Below are 16,759 nucleotides of genomic sequence, written 5' to 3' on the forward strand. Positions count from 1 at the left end.
GGTTTGGCTAAAGTTAATCGCCACCTAAGATAAAAACAAAAACCCCCAGCAGATGCAGATCTGTTGGGGGTTTTGCGTATTCAGCTGTGGTGTTTTGCATAAAATCTAGGCAAAAAGCTAGCAGAGTAACAGCACATTGCGGCTTCGCTACTTTGTTACAATCAGCCCATCACCCTCCGCTTCAAGGGTGCGAGTGACACTCTCAATCGCAGGTCAGCACCTGTGCTTTCATCATGGCGAATTCGAAACAAGGCACGCAGTTGAATATGGATTATCAGGAACTCCAGCAGCTAGAATCCGACCTTTGGGAGGCCGCTGATCAGCTACGGGCGAACTCCAAGCTCACCGCTAGCGAATACTCGATGCCCGTGTTGGGGCTGATTTTTCTACGGCATGCCACAACTCGTTTTTATGCTTTGCTCGAAGAAGTGGAAAGTAGTATTCCGGCTCGGGCTGTTGGTCAGCTGCGTGAAGACCGCATCAAATTGGGTTTCCAGGGTAAAGCGGCAATCTACCTGCCGGAAATCGCCCGCTACGAATACCTAGCTGGTTTGCCCGCCAGTGAAAACATCGCAGCAGCCATCCATGAAGCTATGCAGGCGATTGAAGACAGTGTCACCGATCAGGACGGCAACAAGCTGCTGGCGGGTGCTCTGCCCAAAAACTATCACGGGCTAGAGCGCGACCTACTACCTGACCTGATCAAAATTTTTAACCGCCCTGCTCTGCAAAATACCAGTGGTGACGTGTTCGGGCGGATCTATGAATACTTCCTAAACGAGTTCGCCAAAAGCGGTGCTCAGGAAGGTGGTGAGTTTTTCACGCCACCAAGCTTGGTGCGGATGATCGTCAAAGTGATCGAGCCTGATCACGGCACCGTGCTTGATCCTGCATGTGGCTCGGCGGGCATGTTTGTGCAGACTGGCCACTTCATGGAGGACGTCCGCCACAAGCTTACCCATGATGCAGACATCACCTTCTACGGTCAGGAAAAGGCTGAGGTCAACAGCAAACTGGCTCGGTTGAACCTCGCGGTACACGGCCTGGAAGGTAAGATCCTGCTGGGTAATACCTTCTATGAAGACCAGCATCAGCTGGTTGGTGGGTGTGACTTTGTCATGGCCAACCCACCATTCAATGTTGATGGTGTACAGGTTGCCAAGATCAAAAGTCAGGTTGGTACTCTCGAAGACAACCCACCCAAGCGTTTGCCTTTTGGTTTGCCTGGCACCGCAGGCAAGAGTAGAGGCAAGGACGCCACTGAAACTATTTCGAATGGCAACAGCCTGTGGATTCAGTATTTTTACAGCTACCTAAATGCCACTGGCCGGGCCGGATTCGTCATGGCGGCCAGTGCCTCGGATGCAGGTAATAAAGATAGAGACATTCGCCAGCAACTGATTGAGACCGGCCATGTCGACGTGATGATGTCCATCGGGCCAAAGTTTTTCTATACCCGTAGTCTCCCCTGCACCCTGTGGTTTTATGACAAGAGTAAGCCGAAAGAGCGCTTGGACGGCGTGCTGATGATTGATGCTCGCAATGTCTACACCGTGGTCTCGGCGCGTTCCCATGTGTTCACTGAAGAACAGCTGAGCAACCTGTCGGCTATTACGTGGCTATACCGTGGTCAGTCTGAACGTTTTGTTGAATTACTGGGGCACTACCAACAGCAGCTGGCTGGGCATCTGCAACAGTTGCCCGAGCGGATTAATGCGGATAATCAGCAGATCAGCTTGTTAGACAAAGCACTAAGCGATCTTGCCGATGCGACCTTACAAGATACGGCTGTTGCCATTGCCCGTACTAAATTGGGTGAAGGCCATGGGCTAACGGATGGGCTGTTGGCCAGCTTTCGCGATGAGTTGAAGCAGGTGCAGACGGAAAGCCATGTATGGCAACAGCTCATAGATAAGGCGCTGGCTGGGGCTAAGTCGTTGCTGGTCGAGTTGTCTACCCCTGACAACTTAACCGCTCGCAAAACAGCGCAGGGCAAGGCGGATGAAGGCAACGCCATCCTCAAGGCGGGCCTTGCCGCACTTGATACCCGTCACAAGGCTTGGCTGAAGCTGCTGGATATGGCGGACAAGCAACTGCGTAGCCGCCAATGGGCTTCTACGGGCTACATCTTTGCTTACGAAGTTTGCCGTGAGGTAAAAAAAGCCTTACACCACCGCGATGTGAAGAAACGGGAGAAACACACAGTGCGTGACCTGGCGGTTGAGGCTTTCAAGCGCGCCGGTTACTTTATCGCTCAGGGGCACTGGCTACTGAGCCGTTTTCCAGATGGTGTTTATGTAGACGTGCCGGGTTTGTGCGCTGTGATCAGTCGCGCGGCCATCGCAGCCAACGATTATTCGCTAACACCTGGGCGCTACGTAGGAGTGGCGCTTGGCGTTGAAGATGATGATGAAGGAGAGGCTTTCCGCGAGCGAATGAAGGAAGTCCACTCCGAGCTGGCGGAGCTGAACGATAAAGCAGCACAACTGGCCAATCGCATTCAGTTGGCTTTTTCGGAGCTTATTGAATGAGTTGGCCTTTAAAACCACTCTCCGAGCTTTGTCTGTTAGGGGTCGATTGCGTTAACAAGACTGCGCCGGTGGTGGACTACCCAACGCCTTATAAAATGATTAGAACCACCAACGTCAAGCAGGGGTTTATTGACGTAGACACTGTGCGGTATGTGACCGAAGAAACCTTTCAGTCTTGGACAAGACGCTCGCAGCCACGATTTGGTGATGTGATTCTGACCCGCGAGGCACCCGTTGGTGAGGTAGGGCGGTGCACCTTTGATGAAAACCAGAATATCTTTCTTGGGCAAAGGCTTTTTCAATATCGACCAGATCCTGAGCTATTGGACTGGAACTATTTAGCCTATGTTCTACAAAGTCCCTTGGTGCAGAGCAAACTGCATGGCATGAGCTTCGGTGCAACGGTGGCTCACATCAAGGTAGGAGATGCCGAGAATCTGGAGATCCCTTGTCCTTCATTGGATGTACAGAAAAGCATCGGTTGCTTGCTTGCTACCTATGACGATCTGATAGAGGCCAATAGCCGTCGAATTTGCTTGCTCGAAGAGTCAGCCCGCCTGCTCTATCGGGAATGGTTCATTAATCTGCGCTTCCCCGGTTACGAATTGGCTAGCTGGCAAGATGGCATTCCCGATGGATGGGATAGAAAACCTGTTTCCGAGCTTATAGAAATTAACCCTAAGACTCCGTTCGAAAGGGATCGAAGCTATCCATTCCTCCCGATGCAAGCTTTGTCTGAAAGCTCAATGATTATTAATGAGCCTGAAGAGCGTGTGATTGCAGGAGGTGCAAAATTTCAAAATCTAGATACGTTATTGGCGCGAATTACCCCTTGCTTGGAAAATGGGAAAACAGGATTTGTTCAGTTTCTTTCTGAAGATTCCCCCGTTGGAAGCGGCTCTACCGAATTTATTGTGATGCGTTCAAAGGCAGTCAGCCCGTTTTGGGTTTACTGCCTCGCTAGGGATGATGGGTTTAGGGAACATGCGATTCGTAGCATGGCGGGGTCTGATGGGAGGCAGCGTGTGAATTCAAAGTGCTTTGATACTTATATGACGTGGCAACCACCGCTATTTGTCCTGAATGCTTTTGATCAGCTAATGCAGCCAGTTTTCGCACAGGTTGAGCTTCTGAATCGGCAGAATAAAGTGCTTAAAAATACCCGTGATGAGTTGTTACCCAGATTAATGTCAGGAGCAATCCAGGCCTAAGCCACCTGAACAGGGAGGATGCAATATGGCGAAGGCCAGTTATTCGGAAGACAAAAATATCCAGGAACCTGCCGCCAAACTGCTGGTTGAGGAATTGGGCTGGCGTTCGGTTTATGCCATGGACGAAGTCCTTGGATTGCCATCTGATCCAGACTCCACGCTGGGGCGTAAGGATCGCAGCGAAGTGGTGCTGGTTCGCGAGCTGGATAAGGCCTTGACCCGGCTCAACCCCAGGGTGCCGCCGATCAAACTGGCACAGGCGCGTGAACTGCTGCTGGATGCCGACCTAACCAAGACCCTGCTGCAACACAACGAAGAAAAGTGGCGGATGCTGCGTGACGGTATCAGCCTCAAGGCACCCAGCGGTCGCCCCGAAGAAGACGTTCACGTCAAAGTCGTCGAGTTCGCTGAGGGTAAGCAGGATGACAATGACTTTTTGGTGGTGCGCGAGCTTTGGATCAAGAGTGGCCCCTACACCAAACGCTGTGATTTGGTTGGCTTCGTCAACGGCTTGCCTCTGGTGTTTATCGAGCTGAAACGTCACGACAAAGGGTTAAAAGCCGCGTTCGACGAGAACTATATCGACTATCGAGGTCGCCCTGACGATAGCCACCCCGGCACCATTCCCCTGCTATTTTACTACAACGCCCTGGTGATTGTTTCTAACGGCCTGGATGCACGCTATGGCGGCATTACCAGCAGCTGGGATCACTTTTACCGCTGGAAGCGTTTGGCTGAGGAGGATGCCGATCCTGCCCCGAAACCGGACACTGCACCACTCAAGCCTATTTTGCCGATTCTGCTGCGCGGAATGTGTAGCAAAAACCGGCTTTTGGATATCGTTGAGAACTACACGCTGTTCGACCACAGTGAAGAGCACACCGCTAAGGTGATTGCTCGCAACCACCAATATCTTGGGGTTAATCGCGCTGTCGACAGTCTGCGCGAAGGCGGCCCTGCTGTTCTGGGAGGTAAGCTTGGGGTGTTCTGGCATACCCAAGGTAGCGGCAAGAGTTATTCGATGGTGTTTTTCTGCCAGAAGATTCACCGCAAGATTTCATCTGGCTATACCTTCGTGCTGCTCACTGACCGCAAGGAACTGGACAATCAGATTTTCAGCACCTTTGTAGGATGTGGCATTTCCACTAACAGCCGAGACAAGGCTGCCGGGGCTGAAGGGTTGGAGCGTCTGCTCAAAGACGAAAATCGCCGTTATGTGTTCAGCCTGATCCACAAGTTTCGCAAGCGCATAACTGAGCCATGGTCAGAACGCGATGACATTATCGTGGTCTCCGACGAGGCCCACCGTACCCAGTACGGGCGATTGGCAACGCAAATGCGCATGGCATTGTCACGTGCCAAATTCATTGGTTTCACCGGCACACCGTTGATCGATGGGCATGAGAAAAGTGAAACCGAACGAGTCTTTGGCAGCTATGTCTCTGTCTATGATTTCCAGCGTGCCGTGGCTGATGGTGCCACCCTGCCCCTCTATTACGAGAGCCGGGGTGAAAAGCTGCACATTGTCGATGAGGCGCTGAACAGACGCATTGAAGATCGTATCGATCAGGCCCGCGCTGATGGTGACCTAACGGAAGAGCAGGAAGAAAAGCTATACCGCGAGCTGGCCCGTGATTACCCAGTGTTCACTTCGGATACCCATCTGAATGACGTCGCCACTGATTTCGTAGAGCACTTCCATCAGCGTTGGCGGCTTATGGAGGCACCACCAAAGGCTGGTCAAGCTATCAAGTATGGTGGCAATGCCAAGGCGTTGCTGGTCTGCATCGACAAGGTCACCTGCGTGAAGATGGCCATCCGCATCAAGAGCAAGTGGGCCGAGAAGATCCAAGCGCTGGAGATCAAGCTGCTGGACGATCAGGCACCGTTCAATGCTAAGGGCAAGCCGTTCTCCGAGGGGTTACGTCGCGATGCTGCACTGATCGAGTGGATGAAGACGACGCAAATTCATCCAATATTCAGTTCCGATCAGAACGAGATCCAGGATTTCGGCCAAGAAGGCATCGAGGTTAAACCCTATCGTGAAGTTATCAGTAAGGGCATCGATAGCCGTGATATCGAGGAATGCTTTAGGAATGGTAAGCATCCGTTTCGCGTCGCCATCGTCTGTGCGATGTGGTTGACCGGTTTTGATGTGAAATCGCTGGCGACCCTATATCTCGATAAACCTATGAAGGGCCATACCCTGATGCAGGCTATCGCTCGGGTGAACCGCGTGGCAGCGCACAAGAAAAACGGCCTTATCATTGATTACAACGGCATGCTTAAAAGCCTGCGCAAGGCGCTGGCCGTCTACGGGCAAGGTGAGCAGGGTAACTCTGATGGTACTGACCCCTTGTTCGATGAGGAGCAAGCCCTCGTGGAGTACGCCGCAGCGATATTTAAAGTACAGGCCCACCTGACCAGCACAGGCTTTGAATTAGACGATCTGGTTAAGGCCCAAAATGGCGAAGAGCGCTGGCAGGCACTGCTGGATGCGCAGAACGCTCTTTCTGTTTCGGGTGAGACCAAGAAGACCTTCCAGGTACTTGCCGAGGATGTGGCTGACCGTTATCGCGGGCTATTTCCACGTGATGAGCTGCGCCAGTATGAGCCCCAAGAAAGCGCTATCGCGGCCATCTACAACATGCTGCAAAAGCCTAAAGGCAAAGTTGATGTCAGCTCGATCATGCAAGAGCTGCGCGGGCTGGTGGATAACGCCCTTGAGGTTTCGTCATTCAACACGGTCAAAGACAAGCCGACTCAGCCCTACAACCTGTCTGGTATTAATTTTGAGCGACTACGTGCGGAGTTCGCCAAGTCGAGTCAACAGCAGGCAGTAATCCTGAGTTTGCAAGAGCGGATTCAGGCTCGTATCGAGATGATGTTGATGACCAACCCTACCCGTGTTGATTTGTATAAACGCTATGAGGAGATCATAGAGGAGTACAACCGCGACAAGGACAAAGTCGAGATTCAGAAAGTTTTTGATCAATTGCTCCAGGTGCATGATTCGCTGGATCAGGAAGAGCAACGCTTCATCCGTGAAGGCTTCTCGACCGAGAAAGAACTCGCCATCTATGACCTGCTCGGCAAAGACAAATCAGCGCTGAGTAAAAGCGACATTGACAAGCTGAAGAAGGTCGCCATGAATCTTCTATCCGTCGTGGGCACTCGTCGGTCTGAAATGGGCAATCTTCGCGACAAAGCATCATCGCAGGCACAACTTAAAACTACGATCATCGACCATATGCTGAATGGCATGCCTGATGAATTTTCGAATGAAGACATTGAGGCACGCGCTGAGGTTGTTTTCCGGTTTTTACAGCAGGGATCGTTAGGGCAGGCACTGCATTGATTGACCTAAAACTTATTGCCGAGCGGCTTACGCAGGCCCGCAATCTACAGTCATTAGGCATGGCTGAGGTCAGCGCAGGCACAGGTATCAGTGTTGAGCATTTGAGTTTGATTGAAGGCGGAAATACTCCTCCCTCGGGTGATGAGTTACTGATTCTTGCTAACTTCTACGTTAGAGACTTCAGAGATTTTATTGATCCGGCAAGGCCAGAGCCATTCAAAGAAACAAATATTCTCTATCGGAGATACGGAGATGCCTTTACGCCGGAAGATCGTCGAGCAATTCAAGAATTTTTGTTTTTGTGTGAGGTCGAAGCCACGCTAAAGAAAGAGCTTACTCACTCGTATACAGAGTTCCATTACCAGCCCAGGGGCAGTTTTTACAATGCTCATGGCGAAGACGCTGCGGCGGAATTGCGCCGTTTACTGGGGTACGGGCAACGTCAAATAAATCTCGATATTTACGATGATTTCCGAAAGATAGGGTTTCACATTTTCCGACGTAAGCTGGCAAATACTGATATTTCGGGGCTGTACATCGAGCACCCCATTGCAGGCCACTGCATCTTGGTCAATTACGAGGAAGACATCTATAGGCAGCGTTTTTCCGTCAGCCATGAGGCAGCGCACGCAATTTTTGATTCATCTGATGCAGCAAGTGTCTCCTATAAGCGAAGTAGCTCTAAGTATGACCACAAAGATTTGAAGGAAGTACGCGCTAATCGATTTGCTTCTTGTTATTTGATGCCGCCAGAGTTACTACCACATATAAGCCAGTGGAACGCCACTCTGGCTGTTGATTGGGCAAAAAAACTGAAGGTCAGTACCGAGGCGCTGTCCTATGCTCTTCTTAAGGCAGAGCGTGTTGACGAAGAAACAGCAAAGATAATTCGTTCTGTTCGGGTTGCTATGTCAGATAAAGTCGATCCTGAGGCGCCAGAACATCTTTCGGAGCGACAATTGGAAAGACGCCTGGAACTGTTACAGCGCGGACTTTCTGACGTTTACGTTGGATTGTGCTTTGAGGCGCATCAGTGCGGCTTGATTTCTGCGGGCCGCTTGGCAGAGGTGCTACTGGCGGATCACAGGCAAGTTCGCGAGATATCTGAGTTGTATGGGAGGGCTATTACTCGTGAGCTTTGATCCAAGTCGTTTTTCCTCCACCTCAGTGGTCGATACTTGCTCTGTATGGAGCATGTTGTCTTCTAAGCGCCTGTTTCAAGCCGCAATTCTGGCTAAGCGCCATTTTTGCGTAACACCATCAGTGCTTTATGAATGCTTACAAAAGCCGAGATCGGCCATAACCGAGGAGCAAGCAGAGCTGATGAGCAGGTTGCGCCATGCTCAAAGCACCGGAGTGTTTCAGGTGCAGGCGTGTAGTCTTGAGGATCTTCTCACAGTATCAGCAGCTGCACCTGGTCGTTTAGGTTCTGGAGAGATGTCCTGCTTAGCAGTGGCGTACAGCATAAGAAGTATCGCTTTCATGACAGAGGAACGACTGGCCAAAAAGTACGCCACAAAGAAACTAGGCCTCAATGTCGAGAGCACCCCGCGCCTATACGGCTATCTTCATTATCACCGGCACTTGGGGGACTCCGATCATACGAACGTCATTGCGGAGCATGAGAATTTCGAGCGTAGGCCACTGACAGAGTTTTTTAATAAGGCATATGACGAAGCGATGAGATGCAGAATGATGGATCAGGTGGCCTCCATGGCTTCTGCCCCAAGCGTAACGCCCTGATTTCCAAAACCGTCCAACGGTCTTCAACGAACGCCAATACCGCACCGTTCGGGCCGAGACATGTCGGCAATCAGTTGCCCCCGCTCGTTGCTGTATAGCGTCAGAAACTCCCGCGCCGTGCCGGTCTCGACCAGGGCAGCAAAGGTCTCCGGTTCGATGGCTTTCCTCATCAGTCGCTCCTCTCGCTCCACCGTGACGCCATACCCTACCCTTCTGGTATAGCGCAGGTCGGGGTCTCGGTCGCCAGTGACCGTGCTGCGGTCGACCGTACCCATCGCCCCCGTAGGGGGCGATTTAACGTAACTGCCAATTATGTGCAGCGCTAATCGTAGAGAGCTTAGGAATGGCCCTGTCGTTCCTGAGCCTTACAAAAGGCTAACGCCATGGCCGTGGTCGCTGGCGCGCGTTCAGTCGATTTCTTCGGTTCACGCTGGACGTTGGGCCGTCGTGGATTGGACGGCTTATTCAACGATGCCGTTCGCTTATCTGTAGGTGTGGGTTTCGCCGACCCAACCGATGTACTTCGGCCTTCTCTCGCTTGGGCAAGCAGAGCGTACACGTCGAGGGTGATCGGAGATCCCTGCGTGAGAAGGATCGACAACTGAAAGTGGCCGTCGCCTAGGGTTTTAATCTGCGCTAGGTTGTGCTCGGACAGCGCCTGATGGTGTTGATGGTGTGTCACGAGCCGCCTTAGATAGAGGGACAGGTGCTGCCCCTGACGGACTCCGGTCAGCTTAAGGTAGTCTTTGTCGATGCCCACGACCGCTTCGATAATGAACGGTTGCCATCCGGCACGCTGCCAGGCGTAAACGGTTGACTGACCTGTCATCCTCGATGAGTGAGGAGCTTTCGCTGGAGGGGTGATAGTGTCGGTGCAGGGGTGTTTTGGCCAGGGAGGGCCCAACTCGTCGAAGAAAACTCGGCCATCACTGGGCGATTGATAAAAGAACACTGCAGTCCCGCACACCGGGCAGCAGGCGTTGGGATTGACGTAACTGTGATAGGTATTGGTAAGCGAAATTAACCAGCCGCCGTGAGTCGCTGGCGCGCTATGGGCATTAGTGGATCGTCCTGGGTGTCCATCACCGCCCCAGCCGCAGCTGCAGTTTTTGGGGTGATTCCATGCATTACACATGAGTACCTCCTTTTGATTGCCGGCGATTTTCTCATCTCTCAGTCTTTGGCTGTTCTATGTCCTGACGTGACCAGCTCGTTGGGGGCTCCACACACGCTGTAATCCTAATGGCGTATTGATATCTCAGGGTGACCCCAGTACGATCTCTTAGAAATCGATACGAAAGAAATCAATCGCAAAGGAACGCTTGGAAATGGCTAAAAGTGCTCACGTTATTGCCACCGATATTGACGGTTTTATGAAAAAGAAAACGTTGAATGTATGGACATTACCTTGGGCCCAACTTTACGAGGTTGCCTCCCGTGAGCGCATTAAGGAGGCATTCCAGGACGATCTGCGGGCAGCATTGAAGGGGCATGCGCTTGAAATCACCTATGGCACCAATGCTGTCGTAATTCACCGTGACTCAAATTTCGGCCCACAGAGCTGGGGCTGAGCACAGAAAATCGTTCGACGAGGTAAAGGCTCCTCCTGGAGCCGATGCAGATCATATCGTCACACCTGAACGACATTTTCTGAAGTGATCTTCGCGGCGATTACACTGTAAATATCTGTGTCAACCTCTGGGACTTTGATCGAAATAATCAGCGCATACCGTGCTGAGCTGTCATACCGCTCCAATGCCCCTCTGGTCTTCCACCACCCTAACGATGGGTACACGGCAAGATAGCCTCGGCTTGCGAGCTCAGCTGCAGTACCTCTCCAAGTGTCCTGATGAAGTGAACCGCGATGGCGTTTCTGTTTGCCTAAAGTCCATGCCGGGTCGTTGTCTTGGTTCGATATTCCATTCTCATCATCAAGCGCGGCGGCGTTCACTCTCGCCCTGAAGCGGGACACATCTTCAGTTGGACGTTTGACGTCGAAGCGGAGACCATGGGATTCGTAGCGATATCTAGACCTTCCACGTGCGGACGGATTAGGTTCTATGAAGTAGGACAACGTGACGGTCATCTCAACGTCGGTTGCCCCCAATGCTTCAAGTTCGTCCTTAGGCCAGGGTAGCGTGTGCAGGTGCATTTCTCGTGGAGAGGGATCTTTCCCTCTCGACTTCTTAAAGGGTTGGAGGGTGTCCTCGACAATCAGCGTCAGCGAGTTAGATGCGCTCCATTGGGCCCGCTCCAGGCTGGGCACGCCAAAGCCACAATGCCTAACCAGACGCTCGTAATCTTGTTTTGTTGAGTTACGATTTTGAGGAAGAAACATCTGCTTCATCGCATCAGTCCATTCAGCAGAATGAACGATCAAAGCCCGAATGCTTTCAGGCCAGCGCCCTGGGTAAGCGGCCATTAACTGAGCCGCCATCCGGGAACAAAGCGACGTCGCAGCACTGGTGGCAGTGGCTAAGGTGAGATGGCGGTCGACTGGGTGGTTATGGGTGGTCAGCAGTGACAGCTCCCCTGCTGTAGCTGGGCCCAACAACTCATCATGGATCAGATTACCTCCCTCGAAGAGCACGTCTGGTTTCAGGGGATAGTGGCTAATCCAATTCTGCGACGTTGTGCTGAAGGGGCTGAGGCCGCCCTTTGCGGCAACAGCTCTCAAGCCTGGCGGGAGCTCTACCAGATCTGTAAATGCCCCCACAGTTAATGAATTCCAAGCCTGTGCAGGGTCACAAATGCCCATCAACGTATTGCTGCTTGGGTAGTCCATCCATTCGCTGGATTCTCGAATGTTACCTGCCGATACAACGAATAGTCGTGGGCTTGCTCCCTGTGCATCTGCGTCGAAGGCCAGCCGATCGAGAGCCGATGACCAGGATGACGGGCGGCCCCGATCTCGACCATCCACGGTAGTGACTGCCATGCTGAACAATCGTGTTCTTAGGGGCGCAGTTATCTCAGACCTGGATACAGCTTCGACTGTATTGAACCCGAAATTCTTCTCATCTCCAGCATTTGCTCCGTCGCTTGGTAGCAGCTTCACAGACTCAAGGCGATGTTCAATGATCAGAGGTTCCGCTGATCTTAATGTATGGGTTAAATCGCCATAGAGGGCTAACCCAGCCATGCTGGTGCCATGGCCATGGCGATCATCAACACCCCAATCCGGCTCGATAGTGTGAAGGTCTGGTTCCACAAGTGCTGGAGTTAAAAGTGGGTGGCCGTGGTTCACGCCCGTATCAAGAATGCAGATGTGCGGAGTATGCTCTGAGGAGGTGAAGGTTGTTCTGCCTAAAAGTTCAGCAGCCCATTCGTGCTGCTCTGCAGGTGTAAACGAATCAAAAAAATCCGCCGTTTCCTTTGCCCTGCGTAATTCAGCGATGCTGTTAAGAGTCAGAACTGACTGCTGTAGCTGTGCTTTGCTGCATTGGATTGTCAGCACTGTTCGTTCTGGGAAATTAAGCCTTCCCTCCAGTACTCGAATACCAAGTAGCTGAGCGGCCTGCATGAAGCTTGCAGCTACCAGGTCGCGATTATCCCTGACGGGTAACCAAGCCTCCCACCATATAATCTCGTTTTCATCTGTAGGAAAAAATGCTGGAGCATCCGTCCACAGCGCCTCTAGTTGAGCGACATGGATGGATTGAATCGTGTTTACTAGGGCTTTATGGTCAAGGCTTCGACCTGTAGAACCTTTACGATCATCAAGGTACTCGGTGATGACCCGTTCAAAATAATCGAGCTTGCCATCCGGGACGAAAACGGTCGCAAAGCCCTTTTCTCCTTCTTCTTTATAATTGAGAAGTTCGATCCCTTTGGGTTTATTTGCCAAACTTTCAAAAGCGAGCTTGATATCGTCGAAGCTTTCAAACTGAACTCGGAGACCCACGCCGTCTTGGATTCCAAGTGCCGCTCGTTCTTCTTTTGCCTGCTCCGCAACAGGCCGAAGCTGCTGGAGCTGTTCTCGCAAAGCATTGCCGTGCATGGCACGGTCACGTGCAGGAAGCGGTGGAGGCCTTACTGGAACCCTATGGGAGGTGAAGGGCTCTGCGAATGATGTATTCTGGGGAAATAGATGCGGGAGGTTTTCTCTGCGTTGATCCGTCATCGCGATACTGCTCTTTGAATTATGTATCGATTAGTATTTTCTTACTGATCAGCTTCCGCTCTTCCAACATCTTTAAGACATCAGAATCCGTGATCGACGCACGGTCATGAATAATTGCATCTTTGAGGGTATCGTCTGCCGCCCGTGCCACATCGGCATAGCTCAGACCACCGGCTTTATCTGCGAGCTTTGACCAAGCCAGCCGTTTTGGTTTAAAGGTGGATAAACGATTCTTTAGCACTGCGATGATTTGCTCTGCTTCGGGAAGTCCGTACTGGATCATGTCGTCAAACCGTCGGAACAAGGCGTAGTCCAAAATCTCGGGGTGGTTTGTAGCCGCGATTACCAGGCTGTGGGACTGATCCTGCTCCAGCATTTGCAAAAAACTATTCAAAACGCGCCGTATCTCGCCGACGTCATTTGCCTGGCCACGTTGCGAACCTATGGCATCGAACTCGTCAAAAAAATAGACACCGCGTACTTCAGTTATGGCATCAAAGACTTGGCGCAGTTTGGCGGCGGTCTCCCCCATGAATTTGGTAATCAAGGCATCAAGTCGCACAACAAACAGCGGAACACCCAACTCACCTGCCAATGCAGAGGCGGTCAGTGTTTTGCCAGTGCCTGGTGGCCCGACCAATAACAGTTTCCGGCGAGGTGAAAGCCCGTGTGCACGGATCTTCGTATGGTTCTGCTGCTCTTTGATGATCCGATGCAAACGCATAGCAACCTGGTCGTCCAGGATCATGTCGGAAAGCCGAGCTTGTGGATAAGAGGCTTGGAGAAGTCCGACCAACTCACCACGAGGTTGGCTGATAGGGATCGTTTTGTTTGGTAGTTTTGAAGAGGGCCGAGCTTTCGCTGCATCGATCAGAGCTTTGAGCTCTTCTGCCAGTTTTCCGTGGCCGAGCTTTGCCTCGTGCGCTGCAACCTGCATCGCTACGGAGAAAAAGTGGCTGTCATCACCAGTAATGTGGGATTTCAGCAGTGCTTTGAGCTGATCGGCGCTTGCCATAGGTTGACCTCATGCTAGCCGTGCATTATAGGCCTGATTAGGTTTGCCTTGCAGAAAAGTAGCTTCGGCACAGCAAAAGGCTGGCTTTCTCGAAGGTGTTGATTTTCTGGCGTTCGATGTTCTGGAAGGAGTATGCGGTGTGAGCCATGTCCAAGCGGCCATCTTTGATGCGTTCGGTACAATCATACGGATCGAGAACGGGCGCCATCCATTTCGCCAGCTTCTCAAGCTAGGCATCGCGCAAGGTCGGCGTCCAAAGCCGGATGATGCATCGATGCTCATGAGCCATCCTTGGAGTCTTGCACAAGCCGCCGATCACTTCGGCATTGATGTACCACCGGCTGAGCTTGCACGTATCCAATCCGAGCTTGACGCGGAGCTGGCCAGTATCCGACCCTTCACAGATGCGCTGTCATGCATTGAGGCATTGCAGGCGCGAGGTATAAAAGTGGCGGTCTGTTCAAATTTGGCCCGACCCTATGGTGCGGCTGTTAAGCGCATCTTTCCTGGCTTGGAGAGCTACGGCTTCAGCTATGAGTTAGGGTCGCTCAAGCCAGATCGGCGTATCTACGAGGCAGTGCTGACTGAGTTGGCTGTAGACGCCTGCAAGGTGTGGATGATCGGGGATTCCCAACGCTGTGATCGAGACGGGCCAATAGCCCTCGGAATTAAAGGGCATTATCTAAAACGGACTGGAGCAGGATCGCCATCTGACTTTCGCGATTTGATGGCTTTCAAGCACTCCGTGTTTGAAAGCCGATCGCCTTGATCTCCCAGTTACATCTACAGTTGTGCAGCACCGGTAACGCTTAGCCGATGCAGGTCAGAGACCTAGGTCAATAGCAGCCAATCGGTCAATTTGATCCGACGTTGCATGACCTTGCCCGGCAATCGCCAGTAAGCGCTCTCGAAGTACTTCGGAGTACGGGCGATGTTTCGTCGCTGCAGATATAGGCTGGATGTTCCGTAAAGGAATTGTGATGCATGCCTTGCTGCCATCCATAGCTTCCCCAGTGGCGATCAGATCATTTGGCCGAAGCGCACCTTCGCCCTTTGTCATGCTGCCTATCAGGTTGTAGAAGTATTCCTCAAAAAGCACCTCAAGCTTCCCTGATTCGGTCAGATAGGCCAAGAGTAACCATGGATCGTCACTAGTAGGCGAGCCACCCCACCAGATGCTTAGCTCTGCGAGGTGCTGAAGCACTGCACTGTCTTTTTCAAAGACATACCAGATCGCTGGGGCTGTGTGCCTGCGAGCTATTGCATGCTCATACAGCTCCCTAGCGACGCCGGCAGGATCCCGCCAGCCGCTCCCCTGTTTGCAAAGGACGAGGGCGCTCGGTTGACCGTTTTCTGTGTTGATGAGATATCCAGGACAGGAGCCGAGGCATGGTTTGAGTCTAAACGCTGTACCCCGATACGAATCGAAATGCACCAAATCTGACGATGCTATCCAGACATCCATTCGTGCCATAAACCCAAGCTGGGACGGCCCGACTAGGTTGCTTTCTGTGGAGCTTTTGTTTTCGCCAAGCTTGAGCCGACGAATAGCTTCTTCTAGCTCAGGCAGCTTAGTCCTGTTGGCCAGGACACTTTCCAATCGAGACTGTGCGCCCGAGGGATCCGCTCCCCATAACTTAGATAACAGCTCTAACGAGGCGTAACCGCACTGAATTTGCTCTGGCTTTACCCCAGGTAGCACCTCATGGATGAAGCGGCCTGCAGACCTTATTCGTGCAAGTGTTTTTGGCTTCACACCCAGATGATCTGCCAACTCTGGTGTGCCTACGGACTTATCTCCCGAGAGGTTCTCGAAGGCGATTGCTTCCAAATAGGTACCGTACCAGGTGGTGTCCACTTTTCTACCCATGCCAACCCCCTTTTGTTTGGACGGAAAACTATTGACAGGTTGGCCGGCCAGCAGTATTTCTATACGTCGATTGTTTGGACTCTACAGAATCCAGTCGGAGTTTGGGGTTTGGCGCTTACGGCGTCAAGCATCGCCATGGCGCACACCGCCCTGACGGTGCTTTCTTAAGATTTTGGAGTTGTGTTATGCCCGTCAGAAATAAGGGCGTTAAGCCTGTACGTGACGTTGCCAAGCGTACCAAACGGGGTCGCCGAGCTTATATCGTGCCGACGGATCGCAACGCGAATGGGATTGTCGCGGGCGAGAGTTTTCTTGAGCGCAACCACTTGCTGCTTCTCAGCCTCATGCCTGGATTCACGCGGATATCCGACCAGTCAATCTGTGTCGACCTGGAAAACGAAAATCTGCTTATTAGCCGACAGGACTTGCCCAAGAAAGACGGTAAAAAGGCTGTGGCTTACACTGCTGACAGTGAAATTGAGCGGCATGACGGACAGATCTTTATCTGCGAGAGCAAACCCAGCGCTTTCTTAGAGAAGCACGCGGATAAGCATGCTCGGGCTGAACGCATCTTGGCCACATATGGCAAGCAATTTATCACCTTCACCGAGGAGAAATTCTCTCCGGTGTTCATCTCCAATCTGGAAAATTTGAAAAAGGCGCTTAGTCCTGCCCAAAAGGAACGCGCGGCAGGTGCCTGTGAAAAGGTAGGCATCGCGTTAAAAAATCGTAAGCGGTGGCCGACCCTAGAGCTTAAAGAATCTGGGGCACTATCTAATGCGGACATTTTTTTTGGATTGGCATATGGGGTGCTGAGCGCGGACTTGTCGGAGAATGTTTTCTCGGGGGATGGCTGGGTCAATGCGGCGCACGGCTCGTTGGATCATCTGAAGCTAATGGACATCTGA

12 protein-coding genes are annotated in these 16,759 nt (G+C 52.0%); 8 read left to right on the top strand and 4 right to left on the bottom strand.

Translation table 11 applies throughout. The features are described from left to right. Positions 1-233: 233 nt before the first annotated feature. From BW686_RS09380 to BW686_RS26800, 5 genes are read left to right on the top strand one after another with little or no spacing between them, the layout of a single operon-like run. On the top strand, positions 234-2,531 hold the full coding sequence (locus BW686_RS09380; RefSeq protein ID WP_256898361.1) for a type I restriction-modification system subunit M: 2,298 nt from the start codon (positions 234-236) through the stop codon (positions 2,529-2,531). Further along, a complete protein-coding gene (locus BW686_RS09385; RefSeq protein ID WP_084916043.1) occupies positions 2,528-3,742 on the top strand; it encodes a restriction endonuclease subunit S in 1,215 nt (404 codons plus the stop codon). Before BW686_RS09380 ends, BW686_RS09385 begins: the two co-directional genes overlap by 4 nt. A gap of 25 nt (positions 3,743-3,767) precedes the next feature. Beyond that, positions 3,768-7,100 (top strand): type I restriction endonuclease subunit R, encoded by a 3,333-nt coding sequence (locus tag BW686_RS09390; protein WP_084916044.1) that lies wholly within the window; start codon positions 3,768-3,770, stop codon positions 7,098-7,100. Further along, positions 7,097-8,242, top strand: a complete 1,146-nt coding sequence (locus tag BW686_RS09395; RefSeq protein ID WP_218775743.1) for a helix-turn-helix domain-containing protein — start codon at positions 7,097-7,099, stop codon at positions 8,240-8,242. The genes BW686_RS09390 and BW686_RS09395 overlap by 4 nt, the downstream gene beginning before the upstream one ends. After that, positions 8,232-8,843 (top strand): hypothetical protein, encoded by a 612-nt coding sequence (locus tag BW686_RS26800; RefSeq protein ID WP_179149216.1) that lies wholly within the window; start codon positions 8,232-8,234, stop codon positions 8,841-8,843. The genes BW686_RS09395 and BW686_RS26800 overlap by 11 nt, the downstream gene beginning before the upstream one ends. 23 nt (positions 8,844-8,866) lie before the next feature. Here the strand turns inward: BW686_RS26800 and BW686_RS26805 are convergent, their stop codons facing one another. Beyond that, positions 8,867-9,013: a hypothetical protein gene (locus BW686_RS26805; protein WP_179149217.1), complete on the bottom strand. Its 147-nt coding sequence runs from the start codon at positions 9,011-9,013 to the stop codon at positions 8,867-8,869. A gap of 1,158 nt (positions 9,014-10,171) precedes the next feature. On the opposite strand from BW686_RS26805, the gene BW686_RS09410 reads away from it, so the two are divergent. Beyond that, entirely contained in the window at positions 10,172-10,414 is a 243-nt protein-coding gene (locus BW686_RS09410) for a hypothetical protein (RefSeq protein ID WP_044423196.1), read from the top strand. 59 nt (positions 10,415-10,473) lie between these two features. Here BW686_RS09410 and BW686_RS09415 read toward each other — a convergent pair whose 3' ends face one another. Together BW686_RS09415 and BW686_RS09420 are read right to left on the bottom strand one after the other, a co-directional pair. Further along, on the bottom strand, positions 10,474-12,843 hold the full coding sequence (locus BW686_RS09415; RefSeq protein WP_256898362.1) for a S8 family peptidase: 2,370 nt from the start codon (positions 12,841-12,843) through the stop codon (positions 10,474-10,476). Between the two features lie 142 nt (positions 12,844-12,985). Beyond that, positions 12,986-13,981 (bottom strand): AAA family ATPase, encoded by a 996-nt coding sequence (locus BW686_RS09420; RefSeq protein ID WP_055003598.1) that lies wholly within the window; start codon positions 13,979-13,981, stop codon positions 12,986-12,988. A 139-nt stretch (positions 13,982-14,120) separates the two neighbouring features. On the opposite strand from BW686_RS09420, the gene BW686_RS09425 reads away from it, so the two are divergent. Continuing rightward, the gene (locus BW686_RS09425) at positions 14,121-14,750 is read left to right on the top strand and encodes an HAD family hydrolase (protein ID WP_084916048.1); all 630 of its coding nucleotides are present in this window, start codon (positions 14,121-14,123) and stop codon (positions 14,748-14,750) included. Positions 14,751-14,804: 54 nt separating this feature from the next. On the opposite strand, the gene BW686_RS09430 is transcribed toward BW686_RS09425, so the two are convergent. Beyond that, positions 14,805-15,851 carry a hypothetical protein gene (locus BW686_RS09430; RefSeq protein ID WP_057444983.1) on the bottom strand — a complete coding sequence of 349 codons (1,047 nt, stop codon included), beginning with the start codon at positions 15,849-15,851 and terminating at the stop codon, positions 14,805-14,807. 185 nt (positions 15,852-16,036) lie between these two features. Between BW686_RS09430 and BW686_RS09435 the strand changes: the two genes are divergently transcribed. Beyond that, positions 16,037-16,759: a hypothetical protein gene (locus tag BW686_RS09435; protein WP_011102952.1), complete on the top strand. Its 723-nt coding sequence runs from the start codon at positions 16,037-16,039 to the stop codon at positions 16,757-16,759.

Origin of the sequence: Pseudomonas syringae, from assembly GCF_002157375.1 — a bacterium.
Taxonomy (GTDB): domain Bacteria; phylum Pseudomonadota; class Gammaproteobacteria; order Pseudomonadales; family Pseudomonadaceae; genus Aquipseudomonas; species Aquipseudomonas syringae_T.